Source organism: Pseudoalteromonas sp. DY56-GL79 (assembly GCF_041414765.1).
GTDB classification, from domain to species: domain Bacteria; phylum Pseudomonadota; class Gammaproteobacteria; order Enterobacterales; family Alteromonadaceae; genus Pseudoalteromonas; species Pseudoalteromonas piscicida.
In genome coordinates, this window is sequence record NZ_JANHZS010000008.1 from 1 (window position 1) to 17,683 (window position 17,683).

The 17,683-nt window shown below is 42.0% G+C and carries 12 protein-coding genes, 1 tRNA gene and 1 rRNA gene; 9 read left to right on the plus strand and 5 right to left on the minus strand.

The genetic code is table 11. The annotated features are described in order from the left end of the window. Positions 1–67, minus strand: a 16S ribosomal RNA gene (locus tag NO992_RS07170); the annotation flags it as partial. Between the two features lie 584 nt (positions 68–651). Between NO992_RS07170 and NO992_RS07175 the strand changes: the two genes are divergently transcribed. The 3 genes from NO992_RS07175 to NO992_RS07185 all read left to right on the plus strand — a co-directional run bounded on the left by NO992_RS07175 (position 652) and on the right by NO992_RS07185 (position 3,755). Continuing rightward, positions 652–2,070, plus strand: a complete 1,419-nt coding sequence (locus tag NO992_RS07175; RefSeq protein WP_371375597.1) for an alanine/glycine:cation symporter family protein — start codon at positions 652–654, stop codon at positions 2,068–2,070. Between the two features lie 163 nt (positions 2,071–2,233). Next, positions 2,234–2,310 (plus strand) — tRNA-Pro (locus tag NO992_RS07180). A 677-nt stretch (positions 2,311–2,987) separates the two neighbouring features. Continuing rightward, positions 2,988–3,755: a DNA/RNA non-specific endonuclease gene (locus tag NO992_RS07185; protein WP_010374770.1), complete on the plus strand. Its 768-nt coding sequence runs from the start codon at positions 2,988–2,990 to the stop codon at positions 3,753–3,755. Positions 3,756–3,854: 99 nt separating this feature from the next. On the opposite strand, the gene NO992_RS07190 is transcribed toward NO992_RS07185, so the two are convergent. After that, positions 3,855–5,483: a cyanophycinase gene (locus tag NO992_RS07190; RefSeq protein ID WP_371375600.1), complete on the minus strand. Its 1,629-nt coding sequence runs from the start codon at positions 5,481–5,483 to the stop codon at positions 3,855–3,857. Between the two features lie 489 nt (positions 5,484–5,972). Between NO992_RS07190 and NO992_RS07195 the strand changes: the two genes are divergently transcribed. From NO992_RS07195 to iadA, 3 genes are read left to right on the plus strand one after another with little or no spacing between them, the layout of a single operon-like run. Beyond that, the gene (locus NO992_RS07195; protein WP_371375604.1) at positions 5,973–8,897 is read left to right on the plus strand and encodes a TonB-dependent receptor domain-containing protein; all 2,925 of its coding nucleotides are present in this window, start codon (positions 5,973–5,975) and stop codon (positions 8,895–8,897) included. A 36-nt stretch (positions 8,898–8,933) separates the two neighbouring features. After that, entirely contained in the window at positions 8,934–10,337 is a 1,404-nt protein-coding gene (gene yfcC / locus NO992_RS07200) for a putative basic amino acid antiporter YfcC (protein ID WP_371375607.1), read from the plus strand. Between the two features lie 4 nt (positions 10,338–10,341). Then, complete coding sequence (iadA, locus tag NO992_RS07205) at positions 10,342–11,508, plus strand: beta-aspartyl-peptidase (protein ID WP_371375610.1); 1,167 nt, start codon at positions 10,342–10,344, stop codon at positions 11,506–11,508. 91 nt (positions 11,509–11,599) lie between these two features. Here iadA and NO992_RS07210 read toward each other — a convergent pair whose 3' ends face one another. Next, entirely contained in the window at positions 11,600–12,301 is a 702-nt protein-coding gene (locus NO992_RS07210; RefSeq protein ID WP_371375859.1) for a MauE/DoxX family redox-associated membrane protein, read from the minus strand. 358 nt (positions 12,302–12,659) lie between these two features. Between NO992_RS07210 and NO992_RS07215 the strand changes: the two genes are divergently transcribed. Beyond that, positions 12,660–14,204: a PAS domain-containing methyl-accepting chemotaxis protein gene (locus NO992_RS07215; RefSeq protein WP_371375612.1), complete on the plus strand. Its 1,545-nt coding sequence runs from the start codon at positions 12,660–12,662 to the stop codon at positions 14,202–14,204. 325 nt (positions 14,205–14,529) lie between these two features. Here the strand turns inward: NO992_RS07215 and NO992_RS07220 are convergent, their stop codons facing one another. Then, positions 14,530–14,922, minus strand: coding sequence for a hypothetical protein (locus NO992_RS07220; protein ID WP_010374783.1), 393 nt, complete (start codon positions 14,920–14,922; stop codon positions 14,530–14,532). 426 nt (positions 14,923–15,348) lie between these two features. Between NO992_RS07220 and NO992_RS07225 the strand changes: the two genes are divergently transcribed. Together NO992_RS07225 and NO992_RS07230 are read left to right on the plus strand one after the other, a co-directional pair. Then, positions 15,349–15,756 (plus strand): hypothetical protein, encoded by a 408-nt coding sequence (locus NO992_RS07225; protein ID WP_010374784.1) that lies wholly within the window; start codon positions 15,349–15,351, stop codon positions 15,754–15,756. A gap of 91 nt (positions 15,757–15,847) precedes the next feature. After that, the gene (locus NO992_RS07230) at positions 15,848–16,765 is read left to right on the plus strand and encodes a M14 family metallocarboxypeptidase (protein ID WP_371375617.1); all 918 of its coding nucleotides are present in this window, start codon (positions 15,848–15,850) and stop codon (positions 16,763–16,765) included. A gap of 121 nt (positions 16,766–16,886) precedes the next feature. On the opposite strand, the gene NO992_RS07235 is transcribed toward NO992_RS07230, so the two are convergent. Then, positions 16,887–17,474, minus strand: a complete 588-nt coding sequence (locus tag NO992_RS07235; protein WP_017218139.1) for a CBS domain-containing protein — start codon at positions 17,472–17,474, stop codon at positions 16,887–16,889. Between the last annotated feature and the right edge of the window lie 209 nt (positions 17,475–17,683).

Consider the following 17,683-nt stretch of genomic DNA (forward strand, 5'->3'; position numbering starts at 1 on the left):
GCTCGACTTGCATGTGTTAGGCCTGCCGCCAGCGTTCAATCTGAGCCATGATCAAACTCTTCAATTAAAAGTTTTTTTGAAACCTAAGTTTCATGCTCAATGAATTCTGATTGTTTGCTTCTACTTTTCAAAAAAGTAAAATCAAAACGAATTGACTATATAGTCACTCAGTTACAATTGAGACTCTAAATTTGTTTGCGTCATCTAGCGAACTAGAATCTGCTGTTAGAACTCAATCTGTACGAGTGCCCACACAGATGATTGCTTCATATTTTTAAAGAACGTTTCGAAACATTTCGTTGTTTCGAGGGATGTGCATTCTAAGCATTCCCGATTTTTTGTCAACACTTAATTTTGAATTTCTTTAGAAGAAGTTTCGAACTTAAGTTTTACTTGACGCTAACTCGTTGCTGCTTTGCTTTTCAGCGTGGCGCCCCGTGTCAGTGGGGTCGCATTATAGGGCGATCCGATTTTAGTGCAACCCTTTTTTTCGGTTTTTTCTATTTATTTTTCAAATGCTTTTTAGCCCACCGAATCCTAACAACTTATCCACATTTTCTGTGGATAACCCACAGGAGTTTCGGCTTTTGCTTTTCTTTGTGGTAGATTACCGCCCCATTATTTACTCGTTCTTAGAAAAAGGCTAAATACATGGCTGATATCTTAAATTCGATAAGTGGTCTTTTATGGGGCCATCTACTTATCTACCTATTAATAGCTGCAGGTGTATTCTTCACAATTAGGCTTGGCTTTATTCAATTCACCCAATTCCCATATATGGTGAAGGTAATGATGCAAAGTCGCGAAGGTGCTGAGGATGGTATCTCCTCTTTTCAAGCATTCTGTACTTCACTCGCCGCACGGGTTGGTACCGGTAATATGGCAGGTGTTGGCGTTGCGCTCTATTTGGGCGGTCCTGGTGCTATATTATGGATGTGGCTCATTGCCTTGATTGGTATGGCGACCAGTTTTGCTGAAAGTTGCTTAGCGCAGCTATATAAGACAAAAGATGATGACGGAAACTTCCGTGGTGGCCCTGCTTATTATATGGAGCTAGGTTTAAAACGTAAGTGGATGGGGGTGTTATTCTCACTTTGCCTTATCCTTGCATTTGGTTTCGTCTTTAATGCAGTACAAGCCAACTCCATTGCTGCAGCATTTAACGTTGCCTTTGATGTGCCTAAATATGTGATGGGTATTGCGTTAGTAGCAGCTTCTGGGATTATCATCTTCGGTGGTTTACAAACTATTGCACGCTTTGCCGAACTTGTCGTGCCTTTTATGGCCGTTGCTTATCTTATACTTGCACTTTACGTCTGTGCTGTGAACTTTGCGCAGCTACCAGATATATTCATGCTAATAGTAAAAAGTGCAATGGGTATTGAGCAAGCGGGTGCTGGTGCGATTGGCTACGCCGTAATGCAAGCGATGCTTCAGGGGATCAAGCGCGGCTTATTCTCAAATGAAGCCGGTATGGGTAGCGCAGCAAACGCCGCTGCAAGTGCAACACCAAATCCAAACCACCCAGCATCACAAGGTTATGTACAAATGCTAGGTGTATTTGTAGATACCATAGTGATCTGTACCGCGACCGCTTCGCTTATTCTTTTATCTGGTCAGCTTGAACCAAACTCAGGTTTAACTGGCATTGAATTAACACAATCTGCATTGGTTCATCATGTAGGTGAATGGGGCGCAATTTTCGTTGCGGTCGCTATTCTATTTTTCGCTTTTACCTCCATTGTTGCCAACTATAGTTATGCAGAAACCAACCTACTGTTCTTAGATCACCATTCAAAGAAAGGCATGATGGTATTTAGAGTTTGTGTATTAGGTATGGTAATGTTTGGTGCGGTAAGCGAACTTGGACTGGTTTGGACACTCGCTGATATTTCAATGGGTTTAATGGCTGTAGTTAACGTGATTGCACTCTTTATGCTTCGCAAAGTCGTGCTATGGCTTGCCAACGATTATAAAAAGCAGCTTAAAGCTGGCGTAACCCCAGAGTTTGATCCTAGTACTAACCCTGAAGTAGAAAAAACACTACCAAAAGGCATTTGGACTAAATAGACCAATACAGCGCACTAATGCTTATATTTAGTGCGCTTTCTTCTTATAAAACCCAATTTAAATGAAGAAGAACACAAAAACACGCCCTTGAGTTCATTTAATGTCCAAACAAACCAACCACTTATTGCCTTTCAAAAAAAAATCCGTATAGTAAAGCACAAGTCGGCATATAGCGCAGCTTGGTAGCGCACTGTCATGGGGTGTCAGGGGTCGCAGGTTCAAATCCTGCTATGCCGACCAGCTTTTCCTTACCCTATTCAATAAGTTAACTTCATTCATTTCCTTTCGTAAATGCCCACAATTAGTACGTAGTATTGAACTTTCCGATTTTCGCTCGTTATTCCAGTTTAGACTTATGAACTTTGTTTTCTTTGATGTATTAGAAGCTCACCTCAATGAGCATCGCTAGCGACTCCTTTCAATGTCAGCGCCTTAAAACAATGTAAGAACCATTCCTCGTCAGAGGCAAAGGCTTCAAAAACGAATAACTCTGATGGCTAATTCAGCTTGAATAGATTTGCCGAAATAAGAACACTAAAAATAGATTGCTGATATGAGCTGCTAAATGCTTTCTCCCGACACAACCTCTCACTTTAAACTTCAAACAGTGTAATTTCTATTTCCAGTACTCTACGTGACCAGGCCAAAACGCATGCATTACTCAGTTTTGTATTATTTGTGCCAGTTCAAATATGTCGGCTCTGCCCCTAGCCTCTATTTTCCAGTTAATTAGTAAAATGAACATGAGGGATTCTTAACATACTTTACAGCTATAACACCTTATAAATCGGCTATTTCACCTTAGTTCTCAACTAACAGCACCAATCACAAAACACAATTTATTTACATTAAAGTAATAATACTGACAAATAACCTACCTAGTATTGCGTGACTTTCAATTAAGCACGGAGATTAAAATGAAATTCGCAATACTTATGCTTGCAGTCAGTGCGACTGCAAATGCAAACACCAACATATGTAGCAACTACGGTTGCCCAACTGGCACACCATCAAGTAATGATATCGTTGAACGACCTATATATGTGCTTAGCAATAATCGCGCAACAAAGTTTGCGGACTGGGTAGCATACAAAGTCACACCAAGCACAATTGATGGCCCAAGCCGTTCAAGGACTTGGAAATCTGACCCTAAAATTGCAAGTAGATACACGCTAGAGCCAAGTGACTACAGCGATGCATGGGCAACTATTCATACAGATAGAGGTCATCAAGTGCCTTTGGCATCGTTTTCCAATACATCCAATTGGAGCGATACTAACTACCTCTCGAACATTACCCCGCAATCATCAAACCTTAATCAAGGCCCATGGGTTAAATTAGAAAATGCAGTGAGAAGTTTAGTGCGAACGGGCGAAAATGCTTATGTGTTCACGGGTCCCTTGTATGAATATTACTTTGCTACCTTGCCTGGTGCTGATGAATCTCACACTATTCCGTCAGGCTATTTTAAGGTCGTTGTCACAATAGCAGGCTCAAATGTGAAGGCTTCTGCTTTTATCATGGAGCAAACTTCTGGTAGATATCTTGATTACTGCAAAACAGAAGTAACCATTGACGAAGTAGAACAAAGAGCTGGCCTAAATATCCTACCTAGCCTGCCAAGCTATAAAGCCACCGACATTGAGGGTCGAGTCGGCGGTCTTAGCTCACAACTAGGTTGCTAATTATAAGGGCTATCAGTTGGTAGCCCTTTTATTCACTTTGTAATTTGCATCAAGGCATTTGCTCGATGACTATCCGCCTCATTTAAGGACTAGGTTACATTACTTTTCATGCCATTTTACGGTTATGTTTTTGACTCGAAATTTCCCATTGACCAGCCTGTCACAGCGACTCTGGTTGGTACGTTCAATATGAATGTTTGGCAGGTCTACCTGCGAGGCTTCCACTTCACTAAGTTGCTCTAAACACATAAGTTGGGTCACTTCACGGAGCACATTATCTTCGACTAGATTTTCAACTAGACGTTTGCCTTTTGCCTTGTTCATCACATTACTGTCGCTTTTATTCTTTGAATGTAACTTGGGCATTGAAAACGTACTGCCTGCTGGATAAAACGAATAGTAGAAATGCTGTGGCTTATGAGTTTCAATCACAACTACGCCCTGCTTACCAAGTACCGAGAACTCCTCTTCAGTACTTTCAAATTTTAGTGCTGTGGTTTCATCCACACCAAAACCAAATTTTTGGCCGCTTTTAAGTGCTAACACCGCAAGCCTAAAACTTCTGCCTCTTTCACTAAAATGCGTATCTAAAACGCCAAAGGAAAAGACTCCTAAGCCACCTGTAGCATCATAAGTTAATGCATCGGCATTTAGCTTGCCACATCCACCATGCTTTTCGCAGTGTTGTACTGGAGCAGAAGCATTTATCGCGCCATTTAATATAGCTTCGATGCTGCTACCATTGGTGATCATGGGAACATAACCGAAGGCATTTTTTCCACCGGCCTGCACCGCTGTTCCGGCACTTGTACCGATAATTATTGGTATCTCCTTTAGCACTTCAGTCCAAGGATAAGGCGTTTGCTTATCGGTAGCATACATTACTAGCTTAGTGAGTGATTGATCACCGCCGTTAAACATGATCGCATCCGCATTTACCAACTGCTGTTTCACCTTCTCAATCCCTTGCTGGCAAAGATTATATTCGGTTAATGTTCTATCTGGATAAATGACTTCACGATTATAAACCCCATTGAGCTGGTTACGATAGCTATCTAGGTTTTCACAGTCACCGCTACTAAGCGCCCCAGCTAATGCCGGAGTAAGGGGGAACCACTGGGCATTAACATCATAGCTTTGAAATAATCCTTCATAGAAATCAGCAGACTCATAAGGATCACGAGATGATGCAGTGACAAGCAGCAGTCTTTTGGTTTTTGTCTTGCCAATGCGTTTAGCAATATCTTCTATGATTTCGGTGCTCGCTGGCTCATTATTTCCGTTAGTATTAACTATTTCAGGTATACGTTTATGCTGATACAACAAGGGCAGTTCAAGCATATCGAAGAAGAAGTTATATTCTTTATCACTCCAACTGCGATATAAGCCTTCATCAAATTGCTTCGCAAACTGCGCAAGCTGTAGTTTAGATAAGACTTTGTTCGATGGTAATTTCTTAAGCAGTTTAAGGGTGCGCCTTAGGTGCGCGCGATTGTTAGTTGGCCAACCTTTAGTGAATTTATTTATTGTCATTTCATCAACAGAAAACAACAAATGTGTTTTCACAGCCGCTGAAAATTCGACATTTTCTGCACAGTTTTTTGTGGCCATACTAGAACAGGTTTTGAGTGCCCCGCCAATCAAATAAAGTGTTTGTGCAGAAGAGGTTAAGCTGAAGAAAAGCGTACCCACAGTTAACACGGTGGTTATAAAAAACACAACATTCATGATGAATTCCAAACAAATTTGTTAAAAACGACTTGTCAGCACAAAAACGCTTGTGCTATAAATTTTAATGAACATTGCGAAGCGCAAGCTAGCACACGCTGGTTTGCATTGTCAAAAAACACGAGATGAAAATATGTTGAAGAATGCGTTCAAATTTGTTTGCTACTTCTACTCACCTCACTACCTTTCTGAGTGGTTCGACGAGTAGACACACGGTGTAAAGCCGTGGCGTTGTCTATTAATTGCAACCCCACCTCTTGATTTCTATAAAAATTAAACGGCTGACTTAAGGCGTACTATCGCGATTATTTTTCGTAGTGGCGTGGTTTTTATCTGTCCAATTGAAACTGACCTATTGTTTTTAACGCTTTTTAAGCACAGACGATTGCGAAGTTTCAATGCGGTAGAGCAATAAACACAACAAATAAATTCTACAGCAACGCCATTCGCCTGTACCAAGCCGCTCATCAACAGAAAGTAGGTGAAGTAATGTACAACAAACTATTCGTAGCAATTTCAGCAGCCTTGGCTGCTTCAAGTTTTAATACTCATGCAGAAGAACAAACAGATCAAAACGTAAAAGCCGTTGAAAGAATTGAGGTCACGGGCTCTCGCATAAAAGGCGTTGATTTAGAGGGTACACAGCCCATTACTATCTTGAGCTCAGAAGACATAGACCGCTCAGGTGCTTCCTCAATTTTCGAGTTACTTCAAGACCTTCCTCAATTAAAAGGTGGCTCTGGCACATTCTCAACAAGCGAAAGTGGCAGTACGTCAACCTCAACACCCGCGGGGCAAGCAGCAGCCAGTTTACGAGGCATGGGTCCTTCAGCGACGTTAACCTTGATCAATGGTCGTCGTGTCGCGCCAAGCTCTTTTGCGGCGGGCACACAAAACTTTGTAGATGTAAACGCCATCCCTTTGGCGGCTATCGAACGAGTTGAGATCCTAGCGACTGGGGCATCCGCAATCTATGGAGCAGACGCCGTTGCGGGTGTGATTAACTATATTCTTAAAGACAATTACGATGGTGTAGAACTTGAGGTTAGCTATGGTAACAGTCTTGAAAGCTCTGATGAGGGCAAAACACAAGTCAATCTAATTTGGGGAACTGAAGTTGGTAATGGCAGCCTGATGTTGTTTGCAGATTTTTACGACCAAAACCAATTTAACGCAACAGATAGAGACTTCTTGGAAACCCCCAACTTAGTTAACGGATATTCTTATCTTCCTAAACTCAACAATACGCCTAATATTTATTATTACAGCAGTCGCGACGGTAATGAACTTCCAGCACCTGGCTGTATGAGCCAGCTGGTCACCACTGAGTATGGGGAGCAGATCTGTGCTTACTATGGTAATCAAGATGATGTCCTAAGCACTCCATTTGAGAGTGTGTCTGGTGGTGCAATGCTCAATCAGCAGGTTGGCGAGTTGACTTGGAAAACTGAATTTTTTATCAGTAAAACAAAATCAACCGCTTATTCAACCCCAGCCGCAATCAATCAGATTGATGACAGTGAAGGTCCGTGGGTGAGAGAGGATGCCCTCTTCATTTATAGCGACGCAAGCGGTAACAACTCGCTACTTGATTCACTTTACATCGACCCATTCAACACACTACTTGGACAGGAGCAATGGGGGTTTCAGTTTGATGCTCGCTTTACCTCACCCCGCACCATTGAAGTCGAAAGCCAAAATATGCGATTGGTTTCGAGCCTAGAAGGGCTGCTAGGCGAATGGGATTGGGTATCTGGGATTATGTTCTCTGAATCTAAATCAGATCAGGTGGCCACCGATGGGGTATACAATCGTTATAAGTTTCATGCCGCTTTGGCCGGGGAGCTATGTGGTGATGGGAACATTGCCAGCATTAACGACGGCCAGTTAAGCTGTGCTAATAGTAACCTTCTCGACTTTTATAACCCATTCTTAGCAGGCAATGCCACTAACGATGCAACACTTGCACTTACCAAAGCACGCCCAACCCGAGAAGGTACAAGCCGTATTTACAGCTGGGATTTTACTGTATCGGGTGAGCTCTTTTCTTGGCAAGATATCGCGGTACAGTCCTCGTTTGGTGTCGAAGCACGAAAAGAAGAGCTGTCGGACACCCCTTCAAATGATGCGGTTGCAGACGCTGCCAACGATTACTTAGTTGATGTATTTGGTTATGGCTCTAGCATCGCGGACGCAAAAAGAACGCAGCTAGGTGCATTTGTAGAGCTATACATTCCAGTAACAGAAACAGTAGAAATGCAGGTGGCTGGACGATATGACCACTTTGACGACTTTGGCTCAACTTTTAATCCAAAAATCGGCATAAGCTATCGCCCTACTGATGCCCTAATGTTACGAGCCGGTTGGTCTACTTCTTTTAGAGCACCGTCTTTAACGCAGGCAGGGGTAAAGCTGAGAACAACGACTTCAACCTTCGATTGCGGCGCGAATCAAGCTGTCGCCGATCTGTATTGTGAGGGTGATGGCACGCAAGTTACGGTTAACTCCTTAGAGCTTGGTAACAGCCAACTTAATGCCGAAGAGTCTGAATCTATTTCTCTAGGTTTAGCTTGGAGCCCAACTCAAGATACCACTATCGCGATTGATTACTGGCAATTTGAATATACCGACGTTATTGATACAAATATGACCGCTGTACTCAGTCGTGCAATTACAGATCCGTCGTTGCGTCATTGTGGTCTTGTCCCTGATGGTCAGATGGGCATTTCGTATGATGAAGATGTTTGTAGCGTAACCGATACGCAAGGTTTGAGCATAGATCAAAGCGGCGCTGATCTAAGCGAAATTTTGGCGGCTTATATCGATGAGTTTGACCCTCGCGCTCAAAGCCTACAACTATATCGCGATCATGTTATTCAATTAGAGAACACAGGTAACCAAGATATTGCTGGGTTGGACATTAAATTTAATCATAGATTTAGATTAGATAACGCTGACTTAACCGTGAAACTGGATGCAACTCATTACCTTGAATACGAACGCAATAAACCGGGTTCTGATCAGGGTGAAGAACTTGTTGGGACCTTTAGATACCCTGAAAATATAGGCAGGGTTTCAGTGACTTATAACGCTGATAATTTTTATGTCTCGCTGGGTGCAAACTATACTGACAGTTATGAGGACGACATCGAAGGGCTACGTGGGCGAGAAATCGACGAGTTAGCTGAACTTGGGCAACTCGATAGCGAAGGGAAACGAGATGTTGATAGCTGGACAGCGGTTGATATTAGTGCGGGTTATGAGTTCTCAGCGCACCTAAAAGTAAGGCTCAGTATTGATAATCTTTTCGATAAAAAGCCTCCTGTGGTTTATGGCTCATCGCGAGGCTTCGACTCAATCAATCACAATGCGTTAGGCACTAGCTATACTCTCGGATTAACTTACCAGTTCTAATGGAGAAATGGGGGTAACCCCATTTTCGTTTTTTATATGCGAAAAACTATAAAAATGCCTGACGCATTCGTTATTTTGCTGGTGATCGCAGGGCTGTGCTATGCGGTGTCACACTTTATTTTGCCCGGCTCGTTCGAGCTAACAAGAGCTAATGATACCGTTGCACTTTCACAGTTTTCACAAGCACAAACACCTGCACCTTTACCTTTGTTTGCCACTCAAGGTGAAGCAGGATTGTTCAACGTACTATTTGAGGGGCTCGTGAGTGGAGACAGAAATGGAGCCGCTATTGGGGTTATCGCTTTTATCCTAATAACAGGTGGTGCATTTGGCGTGTTAATGCAGACCAAAGCAATAGACAATGGCATTATGGCGCTGATCAATTCTACACAAAGGATTGATTGGCTATTTATCCCTAGTCTGTTCATCACCTTTGCTTTGGGTGGTGCCATATTCGGCATGGGTGAAGAGGCTATCGCATTTTGTATTGTGCTTTACCCTATCATGATGAGGCTTGGCTATAACGCCCAAGTTACCGTGCTTGTGACTTATGTTGCAACGCAAATCGGGTTTGCTACTTCCCCCATGAACCCTTTTAGCATTGCCATAGCACAAAGTATCGCTCAGTTACCGGTATTCTCAGGCGCTGAGTTTAGGGTTGCTCTCACCACCCTATTCACATTCGTTGGACTGGTTTTTACGGTGCGCTACGCTGCGAAAATACGAAAAAAGCGTGAGGATATCATTGCAAGTACTTCGCCCTCAGAGCTACAGCTTGTTGATAAGGCGTTATTGCTTGCATTTTTCATGGTAATTATTTGGGTCATTTACGGTGTGACTGCAAAAGGATACTACATCCCCGAACTTGCCACTCAGTTTTTTGTGCTGGGGCTGGTCATCGCCCTAATAGCTAAGTTGGGAGGACGCCAGTCTATTAGCCAATCAGTGGCAGCATTTAAAGCAGGAAGCGCAGATCTGCTGCCTGCAGCTTTGCTAGTTGGTCTCGCCAAGGGGCTTGTACTATTACTAGGCGGGAGCGATCTCCAAACACCTTCAATCTTAAATACTGTGCTTTATTATGCGGCTACCTTAATAACCCAAGTCCCTGATGCGTTGGCAGCTTGGTTTATGTATGTATTCCAATCTTTATTCAACTTCTTTGTTTCTTCGGGCTCCGGACAAGCAGCTATTACTATGCCCATTATGGCACCTCTTTCAGACTTAATTGGTGTTTCTCGGCAAACTTCTGTACTGGCTTTTCAGCTAGGAGATGGACTGAGCAACATCATTATCCCAACCTCAGCAAGCTTAATTGGCTGCTTAGGGGTTGTTAAACTTTCTTGGAACGATTGGGTGCAGTTTATTTGGCGCTTTATGTTACTTCTTTTCACATTAGCAAGTGTGGTCACCATATTTGCTCACTTAACAAATTACCAATAAATTTATGCTAACACTTATTAAAAATGTTGAGCTTTTTACGCCTAAAAAGCTCGGAAAGCGTGATGTCCTTTTTGCTGGGAAAACAATCCTCGCAATCAAGGAGGATATCGAAATAAACAGCAACTTGGAGTTCGCTATCGTTGACGGACAGGGATTTATATTAGCCCCCGGATTTGTCGACTCTTTGGTGCATTTTAGTGGCGGTGGTGGCGAAGCCGGCTTTGCGAGCCGTACCCCGCAAATGAACCTCACTGATGCAACGCTATATGGGATCACGACTGTCATTGGCGCACTTGGCACCGATGATGTCAGCCGAACACATACCGATTTAGTTGCTAAAGCGAAAGGGTTAAAACAAGAGGGGTTGAACGCCTTTTGCCATACTGGCTCTTACCACTTGCCAATAAAAACACTTGGTCACAGTATCCGTCACGACATTATGTATATCGACGAAATCATCGGTGTTGGGGAAGTTGCAATCGCCGATCATCGAGGTACGCAGCCTTCGGTAAAAGAGCTTACGACCATTGCAGCAGAAGCAAGAACTGCGGGCCTATTGAGTGGCAAACGAGGTACCGTTTCCATTCACGTTGGAACAGGTGTTGAGCACTTACAGCTTCTCCATGAAGTAGCACTGTCTAGTGAAATACCGCTCAGTCAGTTTTATCCAACTCATATGAACCGAAATGCCGAATTGCTAACTGCGGGGATTGCATTTTGCAAAGCTGGCGGAACCATCGACTTTACCACTAGCACCACCGAGTACGACTTAGCCAATGGTGAGCTAGCAGCAGCCGAGGCGTTGGCATATTGCTTAGACAAAGGCGTGAACGCACAGCAACTAACCATGAGCTCCGACGGACATGCGAGCTTGCCAATTTATAATGAACAAAATCATTTAGTTGGATTTGAAGTGGGTTCAGAGTCTTCGCTGCTTGGGGCGTTCCAGCAAGCGGTGCAGCAATTTAATGTGCCGCTTGACTTAGCTCTGCAATCTATTACGTCCAATCCAGCGAGGATTTTAGGATTAAATAAAGGTGAGATCTCTGTCGGTAGTGATGCCGACCTTGTTTTGCTCGACGCAAACACGCTAACGCCACATAGCGTTTGGTGTAACGGTCAAAAAATGGTTGAAAGCCATAAGCCACTAGTCACTGGTTTCTTCTCTTAAAGTTTGGCAGGTAGCACTATGCTGCCTGCTAATTTACGGAAGTTTTAAAAGTAATCAACCAGCTCATATCTAATCCGAGCCTCAGGATAAATCAAAAATAGCTGTACAACATAAGTGCCCCAGCGCTAAACATAACCACATTTTCAGTTAGTGATATAAAACCTAAAGGCACATCAGTGTCACCACCAACGCATGCACATTTGAGCGCTTTTTTATCAATGTATACGGCCTTGAACACCGAGATTGCACCTATAAGCCCTATGAATATTGCCACTGGTGCATAATAAATGGCAGGCAAAGTTGTTAGCATACAAACGCCGGCATATAACTCTAAGTAAGGGTAAGCATACGCGTATTTTAGATGACGCATCGCTAACAAGTCGTAAGTGATAAAGGAGTTTGTAAAGCTATGAACATCCCGTACCTTTTGTACCGCGAGTAACAGCATAGAAAACCCAATAAAAGGCTTTATCCATTCTACAAGATTATCAACAGGAAATTGTGTCGCGAATGTGAGCAGCAGCGCGACTAAAAATATCGAAAGTACTGGCCAGTATACGTTTTTCTTTTCCTTATGTGACGGCTTGCCTAGATATCGGCGTAGCGCTTCATAACCACCAATGTGTTGATCGTTGATAAATATTTGTGGCGTAGTGTCAACGTTATGAGTGGCTTTAAATTCATCCGTCTGTTCCCTTGATTTGAGCACATTGTCGTCTACACAAAAACCCTCTCGTGAAAGCAAATCCCTAGCTCTGAGACCAAAAGGGCAAATGTGCGATGAGGTATGCATTCGGTAAAGTGTCGCATTTTTCACTGGTGGCTCCCCCTATTTTATTACAAACATAAGTAGAAATTACCGACTGAGTAAATCAGCTAAGAAAAATCTGCCAACATTAGTGCAATTTCAGCTTAATGATTGTAACTAAAGCGAATTCCATACCACCTTTAATTACACTCAATAACATGAAAACAGGTTGAATTTATTGATGTATCACAATCAAATTAATCTCGGTTAAGGTAACCATGGATAAACCTGATCTTGGTCAGCAAACCTTTTATTAAACTACGGTTTGGTTAAAAAAACCTTCTGACTATAGAGTCTTAGATTTATATTTCGCCTTGTCTTTAGCTACCGAGATAAAAAACAAATGTCAAAAATAATGGGTAGGGAAATAAAGTTAGGCAAGCACAGTGTATTGCTTTCAACAACGGATCTGGACAGTCGAATTACATACGCAAATCAGTCATTTTGTGACATCGCGGGTTTTAGCATTGAAGAAATGCTTGGTCAGCCGCACAACTTAGTGCGCAATCAGGATATGCCAAAAGCGGCATTTAGAAATATGTGGTCTACCATTCAAAACGGCCAATCTTGGATGGGACCTGTTAAAAACTTAACAAAAAATGGGGATTACTATTGGGTAAACGCTTTCGTCACTCCAATTAAAGACGAGCGAGGCAACATAGTTGAATACCAATCTGTAAGAACTTGCCCTTCTTCCGAGGTAATCAAACGCGCAGAAAATGCTTATCGCACTCTTGATAGCCAACAAAAAACGAGTCGCTATGACAGCACTCGCCTCTCATTTATGTTATTGCTTTTCGTCGCGATAACTTTGCCTCTAGCATCACTATTAAACAACCATTGGTTTACCCTGCTACCATTGACTCTGTTATGCATCACGATTGCGTTAACCGCACGTTTTCGCTCTAAATATAAAGCTTTGCTCACACAAGCCAAAACGATTTTTGATAATGATTTAATGTCTGTGATATACGGTCAATCTCGAGACAGAGTTGCCGATATTACACTGGCATTAGAAATGCAAAAGGCGAAAATTTCTGCGGTAGTAGGCAGAGTGAACGATGTATCTGTTCGAGTAAGTGAAAATGCAAAACTTACCACACAAAGCGGTCAATTCGTTGCCGAGTTACTAAAACAGCAAACAAGCGAGGCAAAAGAAATGGTTGTTTGCATGGACGAGTTTTCGCAAACGATTGATGAGCTCTCAGAAAACGTAAACCATGCTGCAGATGCAGCCAATAATTCAGAGCACCAAGCTGGGCTTGGTAAAGCCGCAGTAAAAGACGTTATCGATTCTATTCACTATCTTGATGAGCATTTAATGGAAGTGAACAATGCCGTAAATCGCTTAGTATCGGGAAATGACCGCATTCAAAATATTCTTAGTGTTATCAACTCTATTGCCGATCAAACCAACTTGCTTGCGCTAAATGCCGCAATTGAAGCCGCCCGAGCGGGCGATCATGGCCGGGGATTCTCAGTTGTAGCAGATGAAGTTCGCACGCTTGCACAGCGCACACAAACTTCCACAGAAGAAATCACGCAATTACTTAAAGAACTAAATGATATTTCCAGCTCTGCTGTTGATTCAGTGCAAAAAAGTAATAGTCTATCAAATCAAAGTGTTGACCTTGCAAAGAATAACGGTTCAAGCCTTGATACCATTCAAAGTCATGTCATGCATTTAGCCGATTTAAATCGTAGTGTTGCCGCCGCCATTGAACAACAAAGTTGTGTGGTAAAACAAATAAGCATAAACGTTGACAGCGTGACTACGCTCGCAGAGAGAGGCACAGAACATGGCGAGAAATCTTTTACTTTAAGTCAAGAGTTACTATGTCAAATTGAGCAGCAAACACGCCTGATACAGCAATTTTCTCAAACATGAGAAAACCAAATAAACCACAACTTATTATTTAACCTGAGGTTTGGATAAGGAATGTTCCAACTCATTGTTGCTAAAGCACAACTTAGTTTTTTCCTTGTCTAGCCAGCAAGTTTTAGGGAAAACAAGGCAAATTTACGCACCAATAGCTGGCTATTGGAAGTGAATTCAACGCAGTTAGCGCTAAAACTGGCTGCTAGAAAGGCATTAATTATCCGCAGCTCAGGTTATTTACGTAGTTCAAAGTCAAAAAGACGCTTAGATATCAGTGGACCTCAATATTTAATTGGATACCTTGGGTCCACTGACCTTGCAGCTAAAGACAGTATTATAGTTCGGCCTCAAGAATGGCGAGTGCGTCCTTTTCTGCCTGTTTCACATTGCCATCGGCTTCAATAACACGCACGGCTAAGTCTTTCGCAAGTTTACGCATCGGCTCATCGATAATGTTATTCATGCGGTGTTGCACATAAGCTTCAATGTCATTATTTTTTATCGCAATAACAGATTTTGAAAGGCTATCTTCGATGTAATCGTCTAATGCGATTGCAGAGTTCCACTGCAGACTTTTTGCCCACTTTCTCACAACATGTTTTTCACTTTCACTGATGACCCCATCAACACCAATAAATAGTAATGCGATATCAATTAGGGCTTCTTTTTGCATCTGATCGACACAAATACCTGTGTCAAAGTGATTGAGTAGCTGTTCAAATTTCATAATTCTTCCTTAACCCTTTTCTGCAAGACAAGATCACAGATATTTCAAGACGGAACAAAAAACGCTAAGATTTAAACATATGCTAACTTTTTCCATTTGTCATATTAAAAAAGTGCAAGTTCAATTACGCCACATCCCGTAGGCCGTAAAAAAGTCGAAAAAATAAGAAGGCTCCACTTATTACATTTCACTTTTCACAATTAAAAAATTTCCAAATACTGCCAACATTATTACCTCTACCGCTAAAAAGCGTTATCCCTGCGAAGCAACACCTCTAATACATACTACTAAAGAAGCAGCCATAAGAGAAAATATCAATTATAAAGTTTGATTTAGTAAGAAAAGATCATTACCTCCACAATTGATTCATTTTGTTGAAATAATTTGCACACTCTCAGAGTCAATCAAAGAAAAATAGGAACAACAATGAAAGAGTTAAAACTAGGAATGAACTTATCATTTTTCATTTCCCTTTCTATTATAGCGTTTACCTTACTTGTTCTAGATGCCTTAATCGTGTCAGAAAGAATCAGCATGGTTTCTTTTGTCCAATTAACGCTATCTGCAGCAATCATGTTTTATATTGTTACAGGGTTATGGGCAATATTCAGTGGTCAAAGCCGAGTAATCATCTGCAATCAAGGCGTGGTTTATCACAGCCTGTTAGGCCAAAAGCACTATATTCCAGCAGAAGAAGTGGAAAAAATCTCGGTGGAACGATTACTTTGGTTTAGTTATACCAAGCTTTATCTGACAAGCGGTGTACTAAGAATTTGGTCTTTCAAACCCAACCTTGCGCAACAGCAAAGCCTTAAACTACTGGGATATATTTAATCCCAAGTTTATTGGTGTGTAGTAGACCTTATAAATTTGCTTTCAAAACGAGGCATTGAGTAAGATAACCTAAATTCATAACGAGGTTATTATGCAAAGACAATATGCGATAGGTACGCCCGGCGTACCTTGGACTTCCAAAGAAAAAACAGTGTGGTTAGAAAGCCAATCGATCAAACGCTCATACTCTGAAGAGGTCATAACTCAAATAGAAACGCTCAAGCACGTTTTTGACGTCACCGAGTATGGTCAGCTTGACTACCCAAATCAAACTTATTCTCTATATGCATTAACAACAAAAAACTGGCAGCAAAACAAACCAACCATACTCGTTACCGGTGGCGTGCATGGTTATGAAACAAGCGGTGTACATGGAGCGCTCGCTTTTGCAAAATCAGAAGCGCAACAATATGAACAGGCTTATAATTTCATTATCTTGCCTTGCTTGAGCCCTTGGGGCTATGAAACGATAAACCGCTGGAATCCACAAGCCATTGATCCTAACCGCTCTTTTTATGCAGATAGCCCAGCGCCTGAGTCTCGATTGGCAATTAACTTTGTCGACAAGAAAGCAGCAGATATTCTGTGTCATGTTGATTTGCACGAAACCACAGATTCTGATAATTCTGAATTCCGCCCTGCATTGGCAGCAAGAGATGGTAAAGAGAATCACAATTGGAACATTCCTGACGGTTTCTATTTAGTTGGACATACTCAAAAACCGGAAGCTAAATTTCAAAAACGCATTATCGAAGAAGTGGCTGCGGTAACGCAAATTGCCGACGCCGATAACCATGGGCAGTTAATCGGTGTTGATTTAGAGCAGCACGGTGTAATTAATTATGATGGCACTGCGCTCGGTTTATGTATGGGTATGACAAATGCCGCTTTTGTAACAACAACTGAAGTTTATCCTGATGGTCAAAACGCAACACCAGAAAACTGTATCGCGGGTCAAGTGGCAGCAATTAGAGGGGCCATTAAGTACTTACAAAGCGAGAGCCTATAAGATTTAAGAAGGTGTGGTTTGTTAAACCACACCTAGGAGAATGAAAAGAGCCTACCAAATTGTCATATTGTGCAGCATTAAACTTTTCCGATGAAAACAACTCGTCCCGTTATAATAAAACCTAATTCGCTAAGTCTTCCTTACCGCTAACCACCCCAAAGATTTCTTTAAATGAAGTCGGCTTTTGCAAAATACTCACTGGAATATGCAATGCTCTTGCGATATCACTAGCAGAGATCATACCCCGGAGCCCTTCCGGACCAACCAATAAAACGTGCTGCAATCCTAAACTCTGTAATGTTTCAAGCACATCTCCTATCGTACTTTTGGCAACCATTTCATAGGGAACAGCATATAGCTCTTCTTTACTCACCATCACATCTTCAACGCACACATCTTCTCTCGACACCTGTTTTCTTTGTGCAACACTTAAGACCTTTCTGCCGGTGAGGTCACGACAATTTACCACTCCCAAGAAATTATCATCTTCGTCAACAACGAGCTTTGAGCGCACATGGCCATTTTTCATCATGTATAAAGCATGATCAATATCGACGTCTTTTGCTATCACTTGAGGCTGCCTACGAGTAAAGTCAGTCACTACCTTAACCGCGCTACTGTCCATATTTAAAGGTTCTGAATCGAAGTGATCACAAAGCTGAAATACCCCTTCCAACTTAACGGTTTTTAACGCTTTGTATTGGCCCATTTTATACTCCTGCTTTTATAAAGCCCTTCGAAAGTCTGGTTTTTATGTTGTGGTTAACAATCCACAACTAAAGATAAAAAGAACAACCAGTGTAAAGGCAGTAAAAAATTATTTTTGGTAACTGGAAAAGTAAGAGAGGTTACGAAGCTCGAGCACATGAGAGCTAATCTCACACCTCTCTAATTAAAATATGGTTTATACCGTGAATA